The sequence below is a fragment of the Desulfuribacillus alkaliarsenatis genome, from assembly GCF_001730225.1.
In the GTDB taxonomy this organism is placed as follows: Bacteria; Bacillota; Bacilli; order Desulfuribacillales; family Desulfuribacillaceae; genus Desulfuribacillus; species Desulfuribacillus alkaliarsenatis.
Genome location: NZ_MIJE01000022.1, coordinates 115307 through 138016, shown reverse-complemented (window position 1 = coordinate 138016; position 22710 = coordinate 115307). Strand labels below are relative to the sequence as shown.

Annotated in this window: 21 protein-coding genes and 1 other annotated feature; of the genes, 4 read left to right on the top strand and 17 right to left on the bottom strand. The window is 36.8% G+C overall.

Features of this window, described 5'->3' with window-relative positions; genetic code table 11:
• Positions 1-119: 119 nt before the first annotated feature.
• Positions 120-1322, top strand: coding sequence for a threonine ammonia-lyase (gene ilvA, locus BHF68_RS07990; RefSeq protein ID WP_084019295.1), 1203 nt, complete (start codon positions 120-122; stop codon positions 1320-1322).
• Positions 1323-1424: 102 nt separating this feature from the next.
• Here the strand turns inward: ilvA and hcp are convergent, their stop codons facing one another.
• On the bottom strand, positions 1425-3077 hold the full coding sequence (gene hcp, locus BHF68_RS07985; RefSeq protein WP_069643125.1) for a hydroxylamine reductase: 1653 nt from the start codon (positions 3075-3077) through the stop codon (positions 1425-1427).
• A gap of 89 nt (positions 3078-3166) precedes the next feature.
• On the bottom strand, positions 3167-4669 hold the full coding sequence (locus BHF68_RS07980; RefSeq protein WP_069643124.1) for a protein adenylyltransferase SelO: 1503 nt from the start codon (positions 4667-4669) through the stop codon (positions 3167-3169).
• A 220-nt stretch (positions 4670-4889) separates the two neighbouring features.
• Between BHF68_RS07980 and BHF68_RS07975 the strand changes: the two genes are divergently transcribed.
• Positions 4890-5912 carry a polysaccharide deacetylase family protein gene (locus BHF68_RS07975; protein WP_245669649.1) on the top strand — a complete coding sequence of 341 codons (1023 nt, stop codon included), beginning with the start codon at positions 4890-4892 and terminating at the stop codon, positions 5910-5912.
• Positions 5913-5957: 45 nt separating this feature from the next.
• Here the strand turns inward: BHF68_RS07975 and BHF68_RS07970 are convergent, their stop codons facing one another.
• From BHF68_RS07970 to BHF68_RS07900, 14 genes are all read right to left on the bottom strand, one after another.
• Positions 5958-6488 (bottom strand): methylated-DNA--[protein]-cysteine S-methyltransferase, encoded by a 531-nt coding sequence (locus BHF68_RS07970; protein ID WP_436796440.1) that lies wholly within the window; start codon positions 6486-6488, stop codon positions 5958-5960.
• Between the two features lie 48 nt (positions 6489-6536).
• Positions 6537-7241 carry a DNA alkylation repair protein gene (locus tag BHF68_RS07965; RefSeq protein ID WP_069643122.1) on the bottom strand — a complete coding sequence of 235 codons (705 nt, stop codon included), beginning with the start codon at positions 7239-7241 and terminating at the stop codon, positions 6537-6539.
• Between the two features lie 75 nt (positions 7242-7316).
• On the bottom strand, positions 7317-8021 hold the full coding sequence (locus BHF68_RS07960) for a hypothetical protein (RefSeq protein ID WP_069643121.1): 705 nt from the start codon (positions 8019-8021) through the stop codon (positions 7317-7319).
• Positions 8022-8912: an ATP-binding cassette domain-containing protein gene (locus tag BHF68_RS07955; RefSeq protein WP_069643120.1), complete on the bottom strand. Its 891-nt coding sequence runs from the start codon at positions 8910-8912 to the stop codon at positions 8022-8024.
• Positions 8905-9285 carry a GntR family transcriptional regulator gene (locus tag BHF68_RS07950; RefSeq protein WP_069643119.1) on the bottom strand — a complete coding sequence of 127 codons (381 nt, stop codon included), beginning with the start codon at positions 9283-9285 and terminating at the stop codon, positions 8905-8907. The genes BHF68_RS07955 and BHF68_RS07950 overlap by 8 nt, the downstream gene beginning before the upstream one ends.
• 529 nt (positions 9286-9814) lie before the next feature.
• A complete protein-coding gene (locus BHF68_RS07940) occupies positions 9815-10687 on the bottom strand; it encodes an AraC family transcriptional regulator (RefSeq protein ID WP_069643117.1) in 873 nt (290 codons plus the stop codon).
• A gap of 81 nt (positions 10688-10768) precedes the next feature.
• Positions 10769-12088 carry a GTPase HflX gene (hflX, locus tag BHF68_RS07935; RefSeq protein ID WP_069643116.1) on the bottom strand — a complete coding sequence of 440 codons (1320 nt, stop codon included), beginning with the start codon at positions 12086-12088 and terminating at the stop codon, positions 10769-10771.
• A 338-nt stretch (positions 12089-12426) separates the two neighbouring features.
• On the bottom strand, positions 12427-13554 hold the full coding sequence (locus BHF68_RS07930) for a PQQ-dependent sugar dehydrogenase (RefSeq protein ID WP_176719901.1): 1128 nt from the start codon (positions 13552-13554) through the stop codon (positions 12427-12429).
• Positions 13555-13652: 98 nt separating this feature from the next.
• On the bottom strand, positions 13653-13865 hold the full coding sequence (locus BHF68_RS07925) for a helix-turn-helix domain-containing protein (protein ID WP_069643114.1): 213 nt from the start codon (positions 13863-13865) through the stop codon (positions 13653-13655).
• Between the two features lie 12 nt (positions 13866-13877).
• Positions 13878-14348, bottom strand: coding sequence for a DUF2975 domain-containing protein (locus tag BHF68_RS07920; RefSeq protein WP_069643113.1), 471 nt, complete (start codon positions 14346-14348; stop codon positions 13878-13880).
• A 170-nt stretch (positions 14349-14518) separates the two neighbouring features.
• Positions 14519-15721 (bottom strand): flavodoxin family protein, encoded by a 1203-nt coding sequence (locus BHF68_RS07915; protein ID WP_069643112.1) that lies wholly within the window; start codon positions 15719-15721, stop codon positions 14519-14521.
• Between the two features lie 53 nt (positions 15722-15774).
• A complete protein-coding gene (locus BHF68_RS07910; RefSeq protein WP_069643111.1) occupies positions 15775-17757 on the bottom strand; it encodes a serine hydrolase domain-containing protein in 1983 nt (660 codons plus the stop codon).
• Between the two features lie 114 nt (positions 17758-17871).
• A complete protein-coding gene (locus tag BHF68_RS07905) occupies positions 17872-18561 on the bottom strand; it encodes a response regulator transcription factor (RefSeq protein ID WP_069643110.1) in 690 nt (229 codons plus the stop codon).
• Positions 18548-19726, bottom strand: a complete 1179-nt coding sequence (locus tag BHF68_RS07900) for a sensor histidine kinase (protein ID WP_069643109.1) — start codon at positions 19724-19726, stop codon at positions 18548-18550. Before BHF68_RS07900 ends, BHF68_RS07905 begins: the two co-directional genes overlap by 14 nt.
• Before the next feature lie 196 nt (positions 19727-19922).
• Between BHF68_RS07900 and BHF68_RS07895 the strand changes: the two genes are divergently transcribed.
• Both BHF68_RS07895 and BHF68_RS07890 read left to right on the top strand, forming a co-directional pair.
• Positions 19923-20261: a hypothetical protein gene (locus BHF68_RS07895; RefSeq protein WP_069643108.1), complete on the top strand. Its 339-nt coding sequence runs from the start codon at positions 19923-19925 to the stop codon at positions 20259-20261.
• Positions 20258-20977: a polysaccharide deacetylase family protein gene (locus BHF68_RS07890; protein WP_084019292.1), complete on the top strand. Its 720-nt coding sequence runs from the start codon at positions 20258-20260 to the stop codon at positions 20975-20977. The genes BHF68_RS07895 and BHF68_RS07890 overlap by 4 nt, the downstream gene beginning before the upstream one ends.
• An 85-nt stretch (positions 20978-21062) precedes the next feature.
• Here the strand turns inward: BHF68_RS07890 and tyrS are convergent, their stop codons facing one another.
• The gene (gene tyrS / locus BHF68_RS07885) at positions 21063-22286 is read right to left on the bottom strand and encodes a tyrosine--tRNA ligase (protein WP_069643106.1); all 1224 of its coding nucleotides are present in this window, start codon (positions 22284-22286) and stop codon (positions 21063-21065) included.
• A gap of 85 nt (positions 22287-22371) precedes the next feature.
• Positions 22372-22617: a binding site (T-box leader), on the bottom strand.
• Between the last annotated feature and the right edge of the window lie 93 nt (positions 22618-22710).

Genomic DNA, 22710 nt, shown 5'->3' with positions numbered 1-22710 from the left:
AACTATTTTGTCCTATATCTATAAGAATGTCAAGTATTAGTAATGCGCCAATCATGTTTGTTTATACTTTTTACGATTTATGGTACATTTATAAGATAATTATTTAGGAGGAATCTGAATTGGATATTGAAAAAATCGAACAAGCCTATATGAATCTTAAGGACATAATCCATAACACCCCATTGAAATTCTCAGAGACATTTTCGCAAATGGTTGGTAGTTCGATTTATCTAAAATATGAGAACCAGCAAAAAACAGGATCATTTAAGGTACGTGGTGCTCATAATAAAATTGTTACTTTAATCAAGAAGGGTGCACCGCCAGCAGTTATTGCTTCAAGCGCTGGAAATCACGCTCAGGGAGTAGCTTTCGCTGCGTCCTCACTAGGCATAAAATCTACCATTGTAATGCCAAAGAGTACCCCTATAGCGAAGGTTGCTGCTACCGAAGAATATGGTGCAGAAATTGTATTGCATGGTGATTGCTACGATGATGCTTATAAAAAAGCAATGGATTTACAGGCTGAGAGTGGCGCTGTGTTTATTCACCCTTTTGACGACGAGGATGTAATTGCTGGACAAGCTACTATTGGTTTTGAAATTCTAAGGGACCTGCCTGATGTAGATATCGTAATCCTACCTGCTGGTGGCGGAGGCCTTCTAGCAGGCGTAGCGTATTATATAAAGCAGCTAAAGCCACATGTGAAAATTATTGGTGTGCAATCAACAGGGGCCGATGCAATTGTACGTAGCTTTTCTAGCTCAGAGTATGTCACAACAGAAAAAGCAGCAACAATCGCTGACGGAATTGCTGTTAAAATTCCTGGCACAATGACAGTGTCCCTCATCCAGAAATACGTAGACGAAATGGTGACAGTCACAGACGGAGAGATTGCTGCTGCGATTCTCTTATTATTAGAACGTGACAAACAGGTTGTTGAGCCGGCAGGTGCTGCTTCCTTAGCTGCTGTCCTGAGCAATCGCTTAGATTTAGCAGATAAAAAGGCTGCCTGTGTACTTTCTGGTGGTAATATCGACGTTAGCTTTATTCACAAAATTGTCGAGAAAGGCCTAGTCTCTCGTGGCAGACAACTGAAGCTACGAACAGTTATGCTTGACAAACCTGGCAGCCTGGAGAAATTTGCTTCTATCGCTTCTAAGTGTGGAGCAAATATTATAATGGTTCAGCACGACAGACTTGATGCAGATTTAAATATCAACGAAGCAATTCTACATGTGAATTTTGAAGTAAGTAGTCCTAAGCATGGTAAGGAGCTTGTTCAAGCGCTTGAACAAAATGGCTATAAGGTAACTATTGAATAATTAGTGAACGCCCTCCAAACTTGAACTCTGGAGGGCGTTTCTTAATTGCTATAATTTATTTGACTAATTTACTTGACTAATTTGCTTGTCTTGCTTGCTTTGCTAGTTAGCTTGTTGTAATGAATTTCTTAAATCGTCGTCTGCTGTACTAATTGGCTTAATATCAAAGGTATCAACTAGGTATTGTAATACATTCGGTGAAATAAATGCAGGTAATGTTGGCCCTAGGTACATGCCTTTGATCCCTAATGATAGTAACGCTAATAAGTCAGCTACAGCCTTCTGCTCATACCATGAAAGTACGATAGTAAGCGGTAGTGAGTTTACATCTGTCTCAAAGGCATCTGCTAAGGCAGTAGCAATTCGAACCGCTGAATAGGCATCATTACATTGTCCAATATCTAAAAGTCTTGGCAGGCCAGCTACTGTACCAAATTCAAGCTTGTTAAAACGATACTTGCCGCAAGCTAGCGTAAGAATAACACAATCATCTGGTACTTTTTCAGCAAATTCCGTAAAGTAGTTTCTACCTGGTTTAGCACCATCACAGCCTCCTATCACGAAGAAGTGACGGATTTTCCCATCCTTAACTGCCTTTATAATAGTATCCGCGTGAGATAGGGTTTCATGGTGGCCAAATCCGACTAGAATTTCTTTTTCCTTCTCATTTTTCTCAAAGCCGCCGAGTTCAATGGCCTTATCAATAATTTCTGTAAAATCTTTAGTGTTATCCTCTTTTAGTTCAATTTTCTTAATACCATCCCAACCTACAACATTTGTCACATACAAACGATCTTTATATGTATCCCTCGGTTTCATCAGACAGTTGGTTGTCATCAGGATACAACCCGGTATTCCATCGAATTCTTGCTGCTGATTTTGCCAAGCTGATCCGAAGTTTCCAATCAGATGCTTATATTTTCTTAGCCCTGGATAACCATGTGCAGGCAGCATTTCACCGTGAGTATAGATGTTTATGCCTTTTCCTTCAGTTTGTTGAAGCAATAATTCTAAATCTCGCAAATCATGTCCCGAAACAATAATAAACGGGCCCTTCTTGATATTTACATTTACCTTTTGTGGAGAAGGGTTTTCATATCTTGTTGTGTTAGCCTCATCCAGTACACTCATGACCTCTACACTCATATCTCCAGCTCTCATAGCCATCTGTATTAATTCTTCTAATGTCAAATTGTTATTATTTATTGCTTCAAGCGCTATAAAATAAAACTGGTCTACTTGATCACTATGATGACCAATATATCTAGCTTGGTGGCCATATGCGCTTATACCCTTCAAACCATAAAGGACAGTTGAGCGTAATGAGCGAATATCAGGGTCAAGGTCAACCTCATACATAACACCTGCTATTACTGCATCTCTAATCATCTCTTCCTTTGTCGCACTGAGATTATACGTTGCAGCTTCGGGGTAGTTACCATGAGGTGCTTTGTTTCTTAACGTTTCCTTTACTTGCTGCGATTCTTTTAACATTTCTAAGTGAAAATCGAGATCAAAGTTTACATTTGTCAGTGTCGTAAACAATGCATTCTCGACAAACTTAACGATTTCCTTATCGATGTGCTCCCCTTTTTCAAGTAAAGGTTTTGCATAGCAAGCTATCCCCTTCAGCTGATAAATAATTAAGTCTTGCAAATTTGATATTTCTGGAGATTTACCACATACACCATACTTAGTACAGCCTTTACCACCCATAGCCTGTTCACATTGATAACAAAACATTGAATGTTCCAAAATTTTCGCCCCTTTAATAAAAATTTAGTATAATGCTGTATTTCTAAAATATTTTTTCCATTTTAAAAATTAGTATGTATATTCCAGCATTATGTACCACAAAACGTTTTATAGGGTTGACTTGATTCAGAAGGTAAGGCAGAATACGGAATTTGGTCTGAAGTATAAGCATAGGGGTCTTTAAGCACTTCGAGAAGTTCTTCCATTACACGATAGTCCTGCTCGCCTACTGCAGCTTCTAATGCTTCTTCGACTCTATGGTTTCGTGGAATAACTGCAGGGTTAGAGCTTTTCATTAATTGATACGAAGATTCCATTTTTTCTTGTTGCCTAGCTTTTCTTCCCATCCACTTTTCCTGCCACTGAATAAATTCAGTAGCTTTAAAAATCCCATACTTGTTGTTCATGTCCGTAATATCTTTCTTATCCTTAGAATTTAAAGTTAATGTGCGAAACGTATTAGTATAGTCTGCTTTGTGCTTTTCCATAATGCTTAAGAGACTATTTATCAAAGCCTCATCTTCTGGCACTTCACCGAATAATCCTAATTTCGCTCGCATTCCTTTAAGCCAAATACTTTCATATTGTGGCATAAACTTTTCAAGCTCCTGTTGTGCAATAGTGATGGCTTGAGATTCTTCCTGATGTAATAATGGCAACAGCGTTTCGGCAAACCGTGCCAAGTTCCAAGCACCTATCTTAGGCTGATTTTCATAGGCGTAGCGTCCATGTCTATCGATTGAGCTGAACACCGTTTTCGTGTCATAAGTGTCCATGAATGCACACGGTCCATAATCAATCGTTTCTCCACCAATTGCCATGTTATCAGTGTTCATTACTCCATGAATAAATCCAACAAGCTGCCATTTTGCAATTAATTCAGCTTGGCGCTTACTTACTTCTCTCAGTAATCCTAGGTATTTATCATCGCTATCTTTAATATTTGGAAAATGCCTATTGATTGTGTAATCAGCCAACTGTTTAAGTTCTTCAACGCTACCCCAGTTTGCAATATATTGAAACGTTCCAACACGTATATGGCTCGATGCAGTACGCGTAAGTATGGCTCCCGGCTGGAGCGTTTCTCGAACGACTGACTCACCCGTTGTCACAACAGTTAAACTACGGGTTGTAGGTATCCCTAAAGCATTCATTGCTTCACTGATTATATATTCACGTAGCATTGGTCCAAGCCCAGCCCGTCCATCTCCTCCACGTGAGTATGGTGTTCTTCCTGGACCTTTTAGTTGAATATCAAAACGTTCTCCTTTAGCATTTAATTGTTCCCCTAGAAGAATCGCACGACCGTCTCCAAGCATCGTAAAATGACCAAATTGATGCCCTGCATATGCTTGCGCTAGTGGAAAAAATCCTTCGAGAAGTTTATTTCCAGCTAATACTTCAATACCTTCATTACTCTTTAGCCCCTGAATGTCAAGTCCCAGAGAAATAGCTAATGAATCATTTAATATTACAAGCTGTGGAGACCGCACTGGAGTAGGCTTTACTTTGCTATAGAATGTTTCTGGCAATTCGGCATAGCTGTTATCAAAATTCCAACCAATTGGTGGACATTTATTATCCTTAGACATTTACAGCACCTCCTGTATTTAACTTTACACTTAGTTATAGCTTTTACAAAATTAAGAAATGCACTGGAAGCAATTATTGGATTTTAAATATTTAAATGTTTAGGGAATGATAATGTTACTGGATATAAGATTGTAGACTTTAAAAAGGAGATGAGAAAAAATTAAAAAACTAAAAACTTTACTCGTGTTGTTATTTACTTTATCTGTTTGTCTACTAATATTGAATCCCTCAACAAGCGCACAGGAATCGAGGCTTGCCGAAGCGCCAATTTTTATAGATGGACAATCATTCAACACAAGATATATCATGCGTGATGATAACTTATTAGTGCCTGCATTATTCTTCAAACATACCGGTACTTATGTAGATTGGAACGAACAATATCAATCAGTCGTATTTAGAGCAAAAGACAAATATTTTGCTTTGCTGATTGGCAAAAATTATACTGATGACTTGAACCGGGCAACTGGTCAATGGACAAGGGGTACCCTTGCAACTCATACCCTAGATTTTGGTGGAGAACCATTTGTCCCCTTAGTAGATGTTGCAAGAAAGTTAGGCATGGATGTAAGGTATGACCAAACACTGAGACGTACCTTTATCACGACTAACCTACCAGTTCAAAGAAACCAAATTATTCGGGCTAGGACAAACGAAAAGCTCGTTGCTTTAACATTTGATGACGGACCAGACGACCACTATACACCTATGATATTGGATATTTTAAAAGAAAAAGGTGTGCCTGCAACATTTTTTGTCGTAGGGCAGCAAATTAATGCTCATCCAGATATGATGAGACGTATTGTGAATGAAGGTCATGGAATTGCAAACCATACTTGGAGCCACCCTAATCTTCGAAACCAGTGGTCATCAGCAGTAAGGAATGAAATAGTTTCTACGCAACAAGAGCTACAAAGAGTTGTGGGTAGAAGACCAGATATATTCCGAGCTCCGTATGGAATCACTACAAAAGCTGATATAGCTATTTTAAATGAACTCGGAATGAGAAATATCTTTTGGTCAGTGGATACACTTGATTGGAGTGGCTTATCTGCAGATGAAATATTAAAAATCGTCCGTCGCGACATATCACCTGGTGGGATTATCCTGCAGCATAATTATAATCCACATGCGAATATATTAGATGGTACAGTCGAAGCCCTTCCAAGGATAATTGATGAGCTTAGAGCGCAGGGTTATAGATTTGTAACCGTACAAACGTTATTAGACAGTCAGCAATAGTAACACCGCCCAAAACAATTGATATTATTTTAAAAACTCCCCTAATCAACGTTTAGGGGAGTTTGGTATGAAAAATCTATTCATATCTAAACCTTCTAATTCTAGTAGACGTGCTTTTTTATCTAATCCGCCAACGTAGCCCGTCAGATTACCACTGGCCCCAACCACTCGGTGACACGGAATTAGGATTGAGATAGGATTACTCCCAACTGCGCCTCCAACGGCTTGCGCGGACATTCGTTGTTTGCCAAGTTGTAACGCAATCTTCTTAGCTATATCTCCATATGTTATTACTTCCCCATACGGAATTTCACAAAGAATCTTCCATACAGACTGGCGAAACGCTGTTCCATTAGTAAGTATTGGTGGCATAAACCCTGGAACTTTGCCATCAAAATAAAGATCGAGCCAGCTTTTAGCTTCCTTGAAAACTGCTATTTCGGTTGGGCCCACCTCTTTTATTTCTGTACTTTCTTTAAGATCTATATCATTCAACCATAATCCAATGATGTGTTCACCATCACTGGTTATAGTTAGTGTCCCAATATGTGCATTGTATTTGTATAAATACTGTATTTTCATTATTTTCATCCTCTGCATTGGATTAGAATAAAGTCAGGCGCATTAATTTTCTTTCTTGCTCATATAATATTTTTTCTGTTCGGCACTAAGCTTTTCAACTGCAAAGCGCAGGGTAACTCTTGGCAAGCTAGATGCGTAGGATTCTAGAAACTTTAATAGGGCTTTTTCATCTTTTTTCCCAGCTTCTCGCACCCAACTTCCTACGGCTTTGTTGATGTATTCATTGTCATCGTTACGTAGTATTTCTGCTAGTGCAAAAGTTTCTTGAACATCACCTTGCTTTATAAAGTAATGTGTGCTCACAATGGCAGTTCTTCGTTCCCAAACATTTTCAGATTGCGCCAATTGATAAAGGGGGCTACGATCTTTCTCGTAAAGATACCCACCTATTACATCGGCTGCGGCAGCATCAACCAGGTCCCAATTATTAATCCGATCATGACGACGAAAGTAGAGATGATACAGTTGTTCTTTTACTTCTTCTGTTGTTTGCTTCTGACGAGCTTTATGACGCATAATTGTCACAGCACCCATCCGCACTTCATAATAGTTACTGTCTAAAAGCTTTTCAATTTCTTCAATTGTAAGATTTTTATAGGTTTTAGCAATTGCAAATACGTTTCCGAAACGCACTCCTAATGCTTTGGTTTCATAATCATTCCCCTTGAAGAAACGGTCAATTTTAACCAATTCCTTCTCATCATAGTGCTTTTGTAGTTCTTTAATGAACCCTTCTGCTGTTAGCATATATTTTCCCCTCCTTTTCATTTTATTCCATTTATGTGTTAGTGAGTTTAAAAACTATCATTCGCTAGTTTAGAGTTACTCGATTTTAATCGGTGTGTCTTTTACTAGTTTGTGAACTAACATCATAGATATCGCTGCTAAAACGATGGATCCTACAAACGCAACGGCAAGATTAGGCGTAGCAATATTTAAGTTAAGGAACCCTACCATAATTGGTTTAGGTGTACCAAAAGCCCATAATAAATCACTTAGAGATACTATGACGATGGCAATCAATATTGAAGCAAATCCTCCAGCACCTCCATATCGATAAAAACCTAATCCAACAAGCCATCCAACTAGAAAATATATCATGACTACAATGATATATGAGAGAGTAGTTAATAGCCAACTATTCACTCCGAGTGACGATAACTCAACCTCCGCGAATATTGCTATTTCAAATAAACTTATTACCCATGTCACAACAGCAGTAATTCCAATGATACTTATTGCTAATCCGATTGATGAAAGAATTGCACCTTGAAAGTACGATTTTCTAGTAACACCATGCTTCACATACATTGGTAGAAAAGCTAAGCTGGAAAGAATTCCACAAATGAGCATAAACATCGTTGCTGTTTGAAAAGTGAATGTGAGTAGCGACATCGATCTCATCTCTAATCCTAGGAACCAAACAACTGCAAAGTAAATAACATAAACAATTGGCAAGTACCACGCCACCCATTTCATTTGCACCAAATATAGGTCAACAGTTACCTTTTTGCCCATTTCGTTCATTTACTCTCCCCCCTTTGTTAATTGAATAAACAAATCATGAAGTGAAACATTTCCTATTTCTAAACCTTTTCGTTTAACATCATCTTCTTTTTCTTTCGGTAATTTTCCGTACACCATCACTGACTTTGTTCCCCCAAGCTGTTGTTCACTTAATACGTTAAGTCCAGCTAATGCGTCAAGTCCAGAGATTACTTCGTCTACATCACTAATAGCACCTGTCAAAGAGAACCCTTTTTGTATGAAAGAATCCATTTCCTCTTGAACTAATAGTTTTCCTTTATGAATAATAATAACCTCGTCAAACAAGTACTCCATTTCAGATACTAGGTGAGTAGCTAAAATGAAAAGTCGAGGGTAACGTGCTTGCTCTTCTAGTATTTCTTTGTAAAAAATTTCTCGCGTTGGTGCATCCATACCTTGGTATGCCTCATCGAATATGGTGATTGGAGTTCTATTCGCTAGCCCGATTGTTACATTAAAAGCCGACTGCATTCCCGTAGAAAACTTTCTTAATGCTTTGTCTTTTGGAAGTTGAAATAATTCTACTAATTGCTCTGCATATTTTCGATCAAAGGTATGACGATAGCGCTCTGCCAGTTCAAAAAACTCATTTATTGTATCATATTCGTCCTTATAGTCTGTTTGATGAACGAATGTAATTTGAGACATTGCTTTCTCATTTTCAAAAACACTTTCTCCATCTATTTGCATTTCTCCACTAGTCACATTTCGGTATCCAGCTACTACAGATAGTAGACTCGTTTTCCCAGCACCATTTCTACCGATTAACCCATAAATTTTACCGTTTTCTAACGAAAAGTTAATATCACTCAATGCTTCAAATTCTTTATAAGAAACACTTACATTCTTTGCCTCCACTTTCCTAGTCAACTTTCACACTCCCCTTCAACTTCTTCATTATTCTCACGATTTCGTCGTCTGACAATTTCAGTTTTTTCGCTTCTTTTAACATTGGTAGAACAAATTCCTCAGCAAAACCTTCTCTTCGTTGTAGCACCAATTTTTCTTTTGCCCCTTCTGCCACATACATTCCAACACCCCTCTTTTTGTAAACAACCTCTTCTTCCACAAGGAGGTTAATTCCCTTCGAAACAGTGATGTGATTCACCTTATAAAACTGAACGAGTTGGTTCGTTGATGGGATTTGATCGTGTTCTTTTAGTTGTTCATTAATGATCTGGTCTTCTATAACTTCTTTTATTTGAATAAATATTGGCTTTTTATCATCTAAAGATTTACTCAATGTTCGAGTCACCTCCGCTCATTGTTATATAGTTGAATCACTGTATAGTTGCATTCTTATATAGTTATATAGTTGTGTATATAACTATATAAGACGCGCAGTTATTTGTCAATAAAAAGACAGTCATAAAGTCATTTTCTACAAAATGAAAAAGGCAACCCTAATCAAAATAGGAATTGCCTCTTGTTAACATATACAACGTAAGATTAAGTTAAGTTGTTATCTTGAACTATTGCTCCTAAGATATTTTCCAAATGTTTTATACATTATGAAAACATATGAAACTATGGCTATAGTCCACACTATAAAAATATAAGACAAAAAGAGTTCTGAAAAATAGACTCCCAAGAGTATACCCAAAGAAATTAGACAAATTTTCAAAAAGCTAAAATCTAACATAGTATATTGCTTTGTAGACTCAAATATTTCGTTCATCCAGCTTCTCATAATAATACCTCCTGTGTAACACTTCAGTTGTTTATTGTATGTCTTTAAAGCTTTGAAAATCAATTAAAGATGTAAAACTTAACTATCTTTTAATAACTGGAATCCATATTTCACTTTTGAAGTTTGGTGCTGTTAAATCTTTATTCTCATTCCATAAGATTTCTGGTCCTACTGCTATTTCATAATTTGATGCTGGAAACCATTCAGAATAGATACGTCCCCAGACATCTTGAAGTGTCTCTGGAAAAGGACCTACGGCTTCGAAAACTACCCATGTTGAAGCTGCTACTTTCAACTCTACTAAATCATCTGGACATTCATTCGTTGTTGCTACACCAATGTAATGGTCCAGTTCTCCCTTCTCTTCCATTCTACCTTCGGAAAAGTTAGTAGATGCGCTAAGCATACCAATCGGTTCTATGTTTGATAATTCTTTTAGTTTACTTATGGTTTCATTATTTAAGCTTTTCCACATCTCAGCAATTTCTGGGTTAACTCCATTGAAAATAATAGGTACCCTTTTCATAATTCCAACAATACTAAATGCTTCTTTTTCTACAATTCGATAGTTCATCTCGCTACCACCTTTAATAGATAATTGGAAGGTCATTTTTGGATACGCTTTTAGCAATTGCCCCTCGCTTCTAGCCTTAGAAGGTACAATCCCATGTAGCTCTTGAAAAGCCCTTGTAAAAGAGTCCGCTGAGCGATACCCATATTTTACAGCAACATCAATCACTCTTATGTTATCTTCCATAAGCTCAAATGCAGCTAGGGTAAGTCGTCTGCGCCTAATATACTCCGATAGTGTAACCCCCGCTAGAAACGAGAACATTCTCTGAAAATGATACTCTGAGCAAAAGGCAATTCTAGCAACTTCTTTTAAGTCTATTTCGTCTGTGAGCTTTTCTTCAATATAGCTAAGCGCTTCATTCATTCTTTTCAGTGAATCCATCCTCTGACCTCCTCATATCTATAGCGTAGCAGAAACAAAAATGAATTATCCGACTTTTATTGCCAGATTTTGTAGGATGACTCAAACTAAATACTGTTGGTATCGTTGATAGTCGGCTTGTTTACATTCCAACGAAATGAGTGTACCTTCATTCTCATACTTGGTTTCTTTTATATGTGCATGTTCGTTCAGGTAAGATACGATGTTCCCTTTGTCATGGGGTATTAACAACCTACAATCAATATAATCCGTAAATACTTTTTCTTTAATAGCATCTACTAGCTCTGAAACTCCTTTTTTATATTTAGCGGAAATATAGATTTGGTCTGAATTTTCTGTGTTGATATCTATATTGATAGTTGAAATGTTATCATCTAGTAAATCTGTTTTGTTGCATGCGTAAATCATTGGAATATCGTCAATCCCTATGTCCTTCAATGTCGTATTTGTCACTTGAATCTGCTGCTCGTAGTTAGGATTTGAGAAATCAACCACGTGAATTAGTAAATCAGCTTCTGCAACTTCTTCTAAAGTCGAACGAAATGCCTTAACAAGATTATGTGGCAATTTGCTAATAAAGCCTACAGTATCAGTTAATAAAAACTTTTTATTATCTGGTAACTTTATACTTCTAACTGATGTTTCCAAGGTTGCAAACAACATATTCTTTTCGAACACTTTTTTATCGGTTGATGTTTTATCAGTTGACGGATGAAACAAATCAATCATCGCATTCATAACCGTTGACTTCCCAGCATTCGTATATCCCACTAATGCAACCACAGGTATTTCCCTTTTCGCACGCTTTGCACGCTGGTTTTTTCGCCTAGACACCAGCTGCTCCAATTCTTTGTTAAGGATATTTATCTGTTCGCCAATCTTTCTTCGATCCAGCTCTAGCTTCGTCTCGCCAGCACCTCTGTTTTTCAAACCAGAGCCACCACCTTGACGACTTAATGCTTCTCCTTGACCAGTTAGTCGTGGCAGCATATATTGTAACTTTGCTACTTCTACCTGCAGTTTTGCTTCCTTTGTTTTTGCTCGTTGGGCAAAAATATCGAGTATTAGAACGGTACGGTCTATGACTCTACAGTCTAACATTTCTTCTAGATTGCGTATTTGCGAGCCAGATAACTCATCGTTGAAGATGACCATATCTGTGTTTTTTTCTGCAATTAAGGCTATCAGTTCATCAATTTTCCCTTTGCCTAGATAATGAGCAATATTCACTTTTTCTGCTCTTTGCGTTATCTGACCAACGACACTGATATCGCATGCATCTGCTAAGTTGATTAGTTCTTCTATTGAATTTTCAAAGTTTTCCATGCTTTCTTTATTCTTTAGGTTAACACCCGCTACCATCGCGGTTTGTTTTTGTGTTTGTTTTAATAATTGTTCCATATTTTATTCCCCCGTTAATTCGAATTTAAAAACGAAGGCTCTACTGTTATCAGCCGCAGAGATAACACAAGAAAACGTTTGACTATTTTTTTGTACACAAAAAAGAGGGTAGATTTGTGCCCCCTCTTTAACGCTAATTTGGTATTATTTTATCGTTAATAGGTATTCTTAAAAATAGGCAGACGAATCCCGTTTTCTCTGTACACAGACAGAGCCTCACTATTCAGTTAGTCACAAATAGTTGCAAAACGAAATCTCATCAAATAAATCCACATTTTAAGAAACCCTCCGTTCATTAAGATGTTTTCATAGTAACATACATTGTTTGGCAATTGCAACTACTCGTTTATACGTGTAACCTTTAAAACCTTGTCATTATTATCACTCGGCACTCCTCGACCATCTCTGTTATTGGTAGCTATATAGAGTGCCCCCTCGTGGTAAACAACAGTACGTAACCGTCCCCAATCCTGTAATATCGGAGTTTGACTACGCGAGCTTGTTTGGCTATCTATATTAATACGCATAATCATGTTGCCCCTTAGACCAGCAACATATAACGAATGCATAGTTTCTCCTGCAGCAGTCTTGTAAAAATCCATGCCTGAAGGTGCTAGCGTAAAGTCCAAATAACAAATAAAGGGATACTCATATTCATTATCCCAATCGCTACAGGAAACAATAGGCCAACCATAATTTGCCCCTGGAGTAATTATATTTATTTCATCCTGCATTGTAGGACCATGATCACTCGCAAATAACTGCCCTGATTCTGGCTGCCATGCCAACCCTTGAGGGTTTCTTAAACCATATGCGTAAATAGGGCTGTCAGGGAGTGGGTTATCTTCAGGTATGCTACCATCTTCATTTAGTCTTAAAATCTTGCCTGCCAACGATTCTAGGTCTTGAGACAAAGAAGGCTGCTGTGCATCACCCGTAGTAACATATAGCTTATCATCTGGCCCGAACTTAATTCTTCCACCATTATGAACTCTAGCTCCAGGTATTTCATCTATTATAACTGTTTCTTCAAATAAAGTTTCTTCTAATAGCGTTAAGCGAGAAACTCTATTATAAATTTGACTACCTTCCCTGTAAGTATAATAGATATATACGTAATTATTTTCGCTGAAATTAGGGCTTAGCACCATCCCTAATAATCCACCTTCACCTATATGTTCTACATTCTGTATAGTTGCTATCTCGCCTACCCCTAACATTACTATGCGACCAGGACGCTCAGTTATAATTACCCTTCCGTCAGGTAGGGGAACAATCTCCCACGGTATCTCCAATCCTTCAGCTAATACTTCTATTTCATATTCTTTACTGACTATATCCGTTGATGACGTGCCGTTCATATCGTTATCAGCTTCATCATCGTTATGATTGATAATACCCACTTGCCAAAACGCTAGTAATAATGCCGGAATTAATAAAAATAGCAATAGCCATTTCTTATTCATGTTAAGCACCTCCATACGTCTTCTGAATAAGCTCTGTATCTATTGCTATTTTATCGTTACTTAGCATTATCAGCTAATCTTTACGTGTTGTACAGACTCTATTCATCTTCCTCACAAAATTCTAACAAATCTCCAGGCTGACACTTTAGCACACGACAAATAGCATCCAGTGTTGAAAAACGCACCGCCTTCGCTTTTCCTGTTTTTAATATAGATAAATTCGCGTTAGTTATTCCAATAGCCTCAGCTAATTCTGTAGAGGATATTTTTCTTTTTGCCATCATGACATCTAGATTAACTCTGATAGCCATCTCTTACACCCCTTATATCGTCATATCATTTTCATCTTTAATCTTGATAGCCTGAGAAAAGATTTCTGCCAATAAAAGGGCCAGGAAACCTAATACGATAAAAATAAATACTGATATTTTTATCGAACCGTATGGTGTAGCAATTAATTCTATACCTGAATTAGACTGAGGATATGTTGCAATCGTATATAGGAATGCAATTGCAAAAATGCTGTAAGCAATATGCTTAAACTTTTTTATATTGGAAGCAATAAATGGATTTCGTTCTTCCACTGTTTTAACTATACTTTTTAACGATATAAGTATATAAAGTATTAATGCTCCACCTATAATACTCATTACTACATTGCTAATACGTGATAAATTGTCTATCTCCGAAAATAATGCCGTTAGAATCGCACCAACAACTGTCATTGCTAATACTATTATTGAGATATTTAGAATTACTCTCATCATATTGAAAAACGATTTATTCTTTACCATGATATCACTCCTTAATCCTGATTAATATCATATTAACATGATATTTATCGTTTTTCAATAAATATTTATTTATTATAAATAATAATTTTCTGTTTAACGGAAATGCAAGCTAGCATCCAGAGTTGAAATTTGTGTAAAACTTCAAAAAAATAGTACAAGTACACAAGTACCTATACTATCTTATACGGACGATCAAAACGTTTTTCATACGCACCGTTTTTCTTTAATTGTAAGTTCCAGAAAAAATAATTTATGACTCCAAAATTGATTAACACCCTATAAATATTATTCATACCTTTGTCCAGTCGGATTGGTTTCGCCATCTGACTAACATCTGCTGTTTTGAAAGCACCCTCAGATACTAGATTAGCAATTGCCCGTACTATTGGCGCAATCATTTTTTGTTGATTTTGAGGCGGCCTCATAAGTAACCCTTCCACCCCGCCTTTGATGGCTGTTCCCAAGTAAGTTCTCCCTAGCCTAAGAGCCAATTGTTCAAAATATGCCTCTAAGTAATATGATTGACTGCTTTCAGGGAAACCAGACTGAACGAAAAAGCTTATAGTACCTGCTGATGCTCCAATTTGTTCAATAAAATTCATAACATGAGATGGCATTGCGTGAACATATAGGGGCATGAAAAACATTACATGCCTGTCGCTATTAAAATTCTCCGCCCACATCTGCCAATTATCCCGCTGCTTCAAATCACGAATCTCAACTCTATCACCAAGTTCTTCTGCAATCTTTTTCAGAATCGTTGCCGAGTTACTGCCAGACTTTCTTGGTGACCCATTATATATAACGAGCTTTTCCATCGGTTCTGTAGTAGCAAATGCGACCGTCTGTCTTTTAGGCTTCCGAGACTCAAGCTGGCGTAATTGAAAACCATCTTCTCTAACTATGCGAAACGCTTTCGATTTAAATTGATAGGCTGTTCGATACAGGTAATCCTCTATAATCTGCTCCTCTTGATTCGTTAAGCCAGTAGAATCATAGTAGAACAACATATCTGGATAGCTCTTATATCTAGCAACATGATGACATTCTCCACCGATAATCTCGATATACGGATGATAGTGGGGTATTGTTCGGTCGATAAAAGCTTTAGCTTGATGATTAATAAATCCCTGAGATGTATCCATTAAAATAATTACAGTCTCACTGTTTACGTAGTCGTAATAATACTCTGTCATCTGGTCTTTCATGGTACATCTGCCAGGCGTTTTAAGCCAGCAGCACCAACAACCAGTGCAGGCGTTAATTGCTTGCTTCTCAAGAGCAACAACCTTCACTGGGTCAGCATAAAAATTATTGATGGCATCAATCAACTCACTATCTTTATTTGCCCTTAAATCAAATACAGTTTTCATTTACACATTACCCCTTCTATCTTCAGTTTCAAGCCTCGAAAATAAACCTCGCTTTATAAAATTGCGTTCCAGAAGTAAAATATCCACGACAAAACTAATGCAAACAGCGCAAACAGAGTATAATGAATTCTGCCAGCTAGCTTCCAGTATCCCTTAATCCAAGAAATCACTGAAAATACTAAAACTCCTAGTGTCGTAATAACTATAGCATATGACACTATCAAATCTAGCATCAGAGTAAATGTTGAGACTGGAGTGTACGCCTGGGCGGGCAAACCATATACAGGATCAATCTCACCTTCAACAAGAAATCCAAGCATAAATATTAGTGTGAGTACACCTAAAAGCACGGCAACTCTTTTCGCCCATTTTGCCCCTTCATGAGCCCCGGCCTCTGCCTCAGCCTCTGCTTCAGCGTTTTGAGTTTTACCTCTACGTATTTTATTAATAATAGACCTAATAACCCAATATAGCAGACTAGCAATAATGAATAAAACTGCTGCTATAAGCATCAATAAATTCAAACCGCTAGTCTCATACCATGCAGCCTTTGAATAGCTCATCGGACCATCAGTCATAAGCATAGTTTTACCTAAGGAATCTATTCCAAAGGCAATCGTTCTAAAATCACCAAAGCTACTGCTACCTTGCAGATTTGAATATACCCCAGATTCTATTTCTACAAATCTATGGGTTTCTCCTGAATTTGCAACTAATAAATATCCATTCTCATCTGTCTCTACTAAAATCCTACCAAACATCAAGCTTAAAAATGCATCGACATTAGTAAAAGAACGCCGATTCTGATAATACTCTCCAACAAATGCTCGAGACCTTTCTTCCATACCTACTGGCGGCTCTAGTATGGCTGGTGCCTCTGCCGACAAGTAACGTTTCAAAAATCCCTGGAAGATTTCTATATTTATGGGCACATTCCCACCGCTATGAGATATAAAAAAACCTATATTTTTATCAGGTATTAGATAAAGGCCCGTATCATATAACATCGTCCCCCCTGGATGGTGAAATGTCTCTCTACCATTAAAAGTCGCTTTAATAAACCCATGGGCCATGCCGTCTAATTGCGGGTGATGGGTGAATTGCTCGGAAAACATTTTGTGAACGGTTTCTGGCATTAGAATACTAGCATCCGTATATTGTCCCCCTTGTAGATATGCTAGCATAAACTTAGCCATATCAACTGCACTACTACTCATGCTTCCTGATGGCTCTGTCATAAACTCAAACTTACCCTCTACAAATTCTCCATTTAGATAACGATAAGGTTTAGACATATTCTCTGTCAACTCATCTGGGATTGGTTGACGGAAGGTACTATTTTTCATATTAAGTGGTCTATAGATATTTTCTTCGATATATTGTGCATAAGGAACTCCAGAAATCAATTCAACAATATAACCAGCTAATGCAGTTCCATAGTTCGAGTATGCGCTAACCTCTCCTGGTACGAAAACCCTCGCAGGTCTATTATCCCGCACGTGCTGAGCTAGAGGGATTAAGCTATCCTCGGAAATAGAAAAAACCTCAGACATATAATCCTCAAATCCAGGTGTGTGATTCATAAGGTGTCTGATGGTAATTGGTTCGACATCATCTTTTCTACCTTTGTATTCAAGATGATTGGGTATCTCAAAATCTAAATACTCATTAACATCCGTGTCTAAATCCACCTTTCCTTGCTCTGCAAGCTGCATAATAGCTGTCCAAGTGAACAGCTTAGCTGATGAGCCAATTCTGAAAAGTGTTCGTTCTGGGTCTACTGGTTTGCCCGTTTCATAATTAGCGTAACCATAACCCTTTGCAAAAATAATTTCTCCGTCTACTACTACTGATGCAGTCAGGTTTGGGATATTATGCTCCTCCATTTGTTGACGGATAACCGTATCCAAAAAAGCCTCCACATCTGTAGCATCTAGGTTTATTGCGGAAGCGAATGCAAAATGCATGCCAGAGGGTGGTAATACTACAAAACTGACAGCCAATACAATACACAGCAATTTTCTTAATCTATTCATTTCCAATCTCCTCGCTTTCAGGAGCTAACAACTCCTTTGTTTACAATAATAATACATAATAAGGAGTCATTTTATTAGTATCTACAGTAATATTACTAGATGACACAGGTCATACTATATTCCATAATTTTTGAAAAATAACACTGCATTTGTTCTGTCTTTAACACCAACCTTACCATATATACTACTAATATAATTTTTAACAGTACCTTGAGTTATAAACAGCTTAGAAGCAATCTCTTTATTAGTTAGTCCCTCTACCATAAGCTTTGCAATTTCCTTTTCTCTTTCCGATAGTTTTTCATAGTATTGGTCGTTTGCAATGTATTGGTCATTTACAGTTTTACTAACATCATTCGATGCTATAGATGATATATTCGCTTCGTTTAGTCTGTTTACTAATTTAGCTGCAATTGTCCCCGGCATCAGTAGTGTTCCTTTGTATGCATCTCTAATTGAGTTAATTAGTTTATCACCTTCAATATCCTTTAATAGATATCCACAGGCCCCATAGGAAAGAGCATCAATTATATACTCATCATCATCAAAGGTAGTAAGTATGATGATTTTAATTTCAGGAAAATTATTCTTTATTATCTTTGTAGCCTCTACGCCAGTTACTTCAGGCATTCTAATATCCATAAGTATTACATCAGGACTAAGCAGTTTAGCTTTTTCAACTGCAATTCTACCGTTTTCACAGGTCCCCACCACTTCCATATCTGGCTCTAAATCTATTATCGTTTTCAAACCATCTCGCATAAGGTTTTGGTCATCAACAATTAACACCTTAATGTTTTGCATATGCACCATCCTCTATAGGTAACTCTATCATTATAGAAAAACCATCGTCCTTAGATGAACTTACTTTAAAATTGCCTTTGTATTCGTTAACCCTTTCCTTCATTGCTTGAAGACCGAACCCTAGATTTATTTTATCTGTCCCAGCACCATTATCTTTAAGCATAAAGCTTACACTTTCCTGGTTTCTGGTTAAACGAAATTTAAAAGCAGTACTATTACCATGTTTGATTCCATTAGTTAAACCTTCCTGCAAAGCTCGTAAAAGAATCTTTTTATAGGTAGGAGGAATTTCATCATGTAAGGAAATATCATGTTCTACCTTGATTCCAGTATGTTTTTCAGTCTCTATTATTAAATTGCGAATTGCCCCTGGAAAATCGAGTATATCATCGTGGTTTTTAATAGATCTTACGGATGTTCTAATATCATTTAATCCTTTTCTCACCTGGCTTTGGGCCATCGACAATTTTTCCTTAGCCAACTCACCATTAACGTCAATTAGTCTTTTACCAGCTTCCATTTCTATAAGTACTGTAGTTAGTGTATGTCCGACTGTATCATGAATTTCATGAGCGATTCTATTTCTTTCTTTTATAATAATCACTTCTTCTAATTCCTTGGATGTTTCTCTCAGTTTATTATTCTTATGCTCCAATTCTTTCATAGTTTTAGCAAGTAACTGTTTTTGTTGAATTTGTAGTTTAAGAAAGAAGATTATAAAAAAGAGAAATACAAATCCTAATCCATTAACAAATGTGGTTAATAAAAACGTGCTAGTATTTTCAAAATCAAAATGATAGAAATTTCTCAAGGAAAAAAACACGTAGGCTATAAGAACAAAAAACATACCGAATCTTAAAGAGTAAGAAAAGACTGCATCAACAATGAGTATAATTAAGTAAATTTGAGATACATTTGTTGTATCTAGAGACAATATTAGAAGCACCAAGCTTAGCTCAATAAGAATTGATGGTATCTTAAATCTATTATAATCCTGTCTTTCAAACAGAAAAAAAGTCCGAAAGCTAAAAAACGCTATGAAAATAATAGACAATGCAAGAATACTCATCTTGTTCTCATAATTACCTAAAACCGTAATCAAGCAAACGATGACAATAATTATAAAAGTCAAAGCATCTAAAGTGCGTTTAGTTCTTTTATTCATAGTACACCTCTATAGTTCTTTATAAAGCCACTTATATATTCCACTTCTTTATGTAATTACAGAATACCATCTTTTCACAAATCCTCAATGATAAATTTTCTTTTGCAATTAATGATAAATTTTCTTTTGCAATTAGAGTAATACCTGCTCTAACACTTTAATATTTATAAAGTAAAAACTTGCAGGGTGGAATTATATGTTGGGTAATTCTCGAGAAAAATTTACATTTAATGACATGTTTTGTAATTGGCTTAATCTTGCCATTTCTTCATTTATTGTAATATTCGTTTTTTCCTTATGGTATAACCTTTTACTATATAATAGCCAGCAGGAAAAATACGAAAATCTTTTTTCCGATTATGTAGAGGTAAGGGAAGAAAACGAAATACTAAGTACTGACTATAAAACCTTTCTGAATCAAACCGCACATTTAGAAAAATATATAGGTGAGTTAAGGTTAAATATAGAAGAAATACTTTATGAAAACGCTCATTTGAAGGAGGCTAATTACGCCTTAAGAAAAAAGCATCAATAGGTACTAGAAAGACCCCTAGGTCAGGAAATACAACTGAAGAAAAAGTTGTTTTCCTTACCTTCGATGACGGCCCCAGTGATAATACGGTCCGCATCCTAGATACCTTAAAAGCTTACAACAATGAGGGGTATAATATTAATGCAACTTTTTTTGTGAACGGCAATAATACTGAATTCGGTAAATTTGTTTATAGACGCATTATCGACGAAGGTCATGCGATTGGAAATCATACATTTGACCATTCTTATATTGTTAATTATTCAAGCTTAGATTCATTTATTGAAAATTTTGAAGCCCTTGATATATTGATTTATGATACTACTGGAGTTAAGATGGATATTTTTAGATTTCCAGGTGGATCTAATAACAGTGTCCATAAAAGGTATGGGCCACCAACCATAATGTTAGATGCTATAGAGTATTTAAAGAGTAGAGGCTACCAATACTTTGATTGGAATATCGATTCAGGTGATGCTAGGGCAGTGGTCGTGCCAAAGGATGAAATTGTTACCTCTGTAATAAGTCGTATAGGAGATAGAAGTAACATTAACATTTTATTTCATGATAGTTGGGCTAAAACAACAACACCAGAAGCTTTACCTGAAATAATAGATTATCTAATCGAAGGAGGGTACACCTTCGAATCTTTGACAAAATATTCCCACTATATCCACTTTGAATATGTTGCAGATTATCCAAATAAAAAAATCCACTAAACATTAGTCTAGTGGACGCATTCATTACGCATTATTACTTTTCTAAAACCTTTATGCTGGTGCAGCAATAATTTAATTATATTATTTACTTCAATAAAGCTTTATGATACGTTTTCTTACCTTTGCGTATTTTAACGCCTTCCGTTAAATGCTCAGAAGTAATATTGTAATCAAAGGATTCTACTTGTTCGTCATTAATATATATTCCACCTTGCTTAATAAGGCGTCTAACTTCACTCTTGGATGCAGCTATTCCACATATGACTATTAAATCTACAATATTAAGCTCTCCATCCGTTAATTGCTCAGATGCAATCTCTGTTGTCGGCATATTGGCGTCATCAGAGCCTTTAGCAAATAGCGCGTGGGATGCCTGCTTCGCCCTTTGTGCCTCTTCTTCACCATGAATCATTTTTGTCAGTTCATGGGCAAGAATTTCTTTAGCTTCATTTAGCTGACTGCCTTCCCATTTATCCATTGTGTCAATTTGCTCTAGAGGTAAGAACGTAAGCATGCGAATACACTTAAGAACATCATCATCGCTTACATTACGCCAATACTGATAAAACTCAAAAGGTGATGTTTTGTTAGGGTCAAGCCATACTGCTCCCTTAGCAGTCTTGCCCATCTTCTTGCCTTCAGAATTCAACAATAGGGTGATTGTCATAGCATACGCATCTTCACCTAATTTGCGTCGAATCAAATCCGTTCCTCCAAGCATATTAGACCACTGATCATCACCGCCGAATTGCATATTACAACCATAATTCTGGTATAGATAATAAAAGTCATAGGATTGCATAATCATGTAATTCAGCTCTAAGAATGATAACCCCTTCTCCATTCTCTGCTTATAACATTCAGCACGCAACATATTATTAATAGAGAAGTGAGGTCCTACTTCACGAAGCAATTCAATGTAATTCAACTTCAAGAGCCAGTCTGCATTATTAACCATAACTGCTTTATCTTCACCGAACTCTATAAATCTTTCCATCTGTTTCTTAAAGCAGTCACAGTTATGTTGGATTATTTCTGATGTCATCATGTTACGCATATCGGTTCGACCAGAAGGATCACCGATATAGCCAGTCCCACCTCCAATTAATACTATTGGTTTGTTCCCTGCCATTTGCAGGCGCTTCATTAGGCATAAAGCCATAAAATGACCAACGTGTAGAGAATCAGCAGTAGGGTCAAAACCAATATAAAATGTTGCCTTACCAGTATTAACAAGCTCCTTAATCTCTTCTTCGTCTGTTACCTGTGCTATTAAGCCACGAGCTATTAGTTCATCATAAATTTTCATTACAACAACCCTTCCTTTTCATTTTTTTCTGGTTCTTTGCTTATATAATTTACATTAAAAAACCCTCTGTTCCTAATCAATAGGAACAGAGGGCAGAAATTGCGGTACCACCTCTAAATTGGAAATCCCTCACAGAATTTCCCTCGTTAAGTGTATATTACAATGTAAATACACTTAATACGCTATATCGGGCGTACCCCGCCAAACCCTACTACTATTTCAGGCTGAGACTCCAGGATGTATTTCGCATCAGCACATCTGCAGCCTCTCACCTACCGGCAGCTCTCTTAAAGACGTGACTTTGACCTACTCTTCCCATCATAGTCTATAATATTTTAATTAAACTATAGTTTAACTTAAACTGCGACAAAAGTAAAGGTTTTATAGACTTGAAAATTAAACTAATTTCATTATTTTAGTCATT

Excerpts from the sequence above, each read along its gene's own strand:
- BHF68_RS07925 (WP_069643114.1), bottom strand. The coding sequence starts at position 13,865 with ATGGCTATCAGAGTTAATCTAGATGTCATGATGGCAAAAAGAAAAATA.
- BHF68_RS07960 (WP_069643121.1), bottom strand. The coding sequence starts at position 8,021 with ATGAACGAAATGGGCAAAAAGGTAACTGTTGACCTATATTTGGTGCAA.
- BHF68_RS07930 (WP_176719901.1), bottom strand. The coding sequence starts at position 13,554 with ATGAATAAGAAATGGCTATTGCTATTTTTATTAATTCCGGCATTATTA.
- BHF68_RS07895 (WP_069643108.1), top strand. The coding sequence starts at position 19,923 with ATGTTGGGTAATTCTCGAGAAAAATTTACATTTAATGACATGTTTTGT.
- hflX (WP_069643116.1), bottom strand. The coding sequence starts at position 12,088 with ATGGAACAATTATTAAAACAAACACAAAAACAAACCGCGATGGTAGCG.
- BHF68_RS07940 (WP_069643117.1), bottom strand. The coding sequence starts at position 10,687 with ATGGATTCACTGAAAAGAATGAATGAAGCGCTTAGCTATATTGAAGAA.
- tyrS (WP_069643106.1), bottom strand. The coding sequence starts at position 22,286 with ATGAAAATTTATGATGAACTAATAGCTCGTGGCTTAATAGCACAGGTA.
- BHF68_RS07915 (WP_069643112.1), bottom strand. The coding sequence starts at position 15,721 with ATGAAAACTGTATTTGATTTAAGGGCAAATAAAGATAGTGAGTTGATT.
- BHF68_RS07920 (WP_069643113.1), bottom strand. The coding sequence starts at position 14,348 with ATGGTAAAGAATAAATCGTTTTTCAATATGATGAGAGTAATTCTAAAT.
- BHF68_RS07965 (WP_069643122.1), bottom strand. The coding sequence starts at position 7,241 with ATGCTAACAGCAGAAGGGTTCATTAAAGAACTACAAAAGCACTATGAT.
- BHF68_RS07910 (WP_069643111.1), bottom strand. The coding sequence starts at position 17,757 with ATGAATAGATTAAGAAAATTGCTGTGTATTGTATTGGCTGTCAGTTTT.
- BHF68_RS07905 (WP_069643110.1), bottom strand. The coding sequence starts at position 18,561 with ATGCAAAACATTAAGGTGTTAATTGTTGATGACCAAAACCTTATGCGA.
- BHF68_RS07900 (WP_069643109.1), bottom strand. The coding sequence starts at position 19,726 with ATGAATAAAAGAACTAAACGCACTTTAGATGCTTTGACTTTTATAATT.
- BHF68_RS07980 (WP_069643124.1), bottom strand. The coding sequence starts at position 4,669 with ATGTCTAAGGATAATAAATGTCCACCAATTGGTTGGAATTTTGATAAC.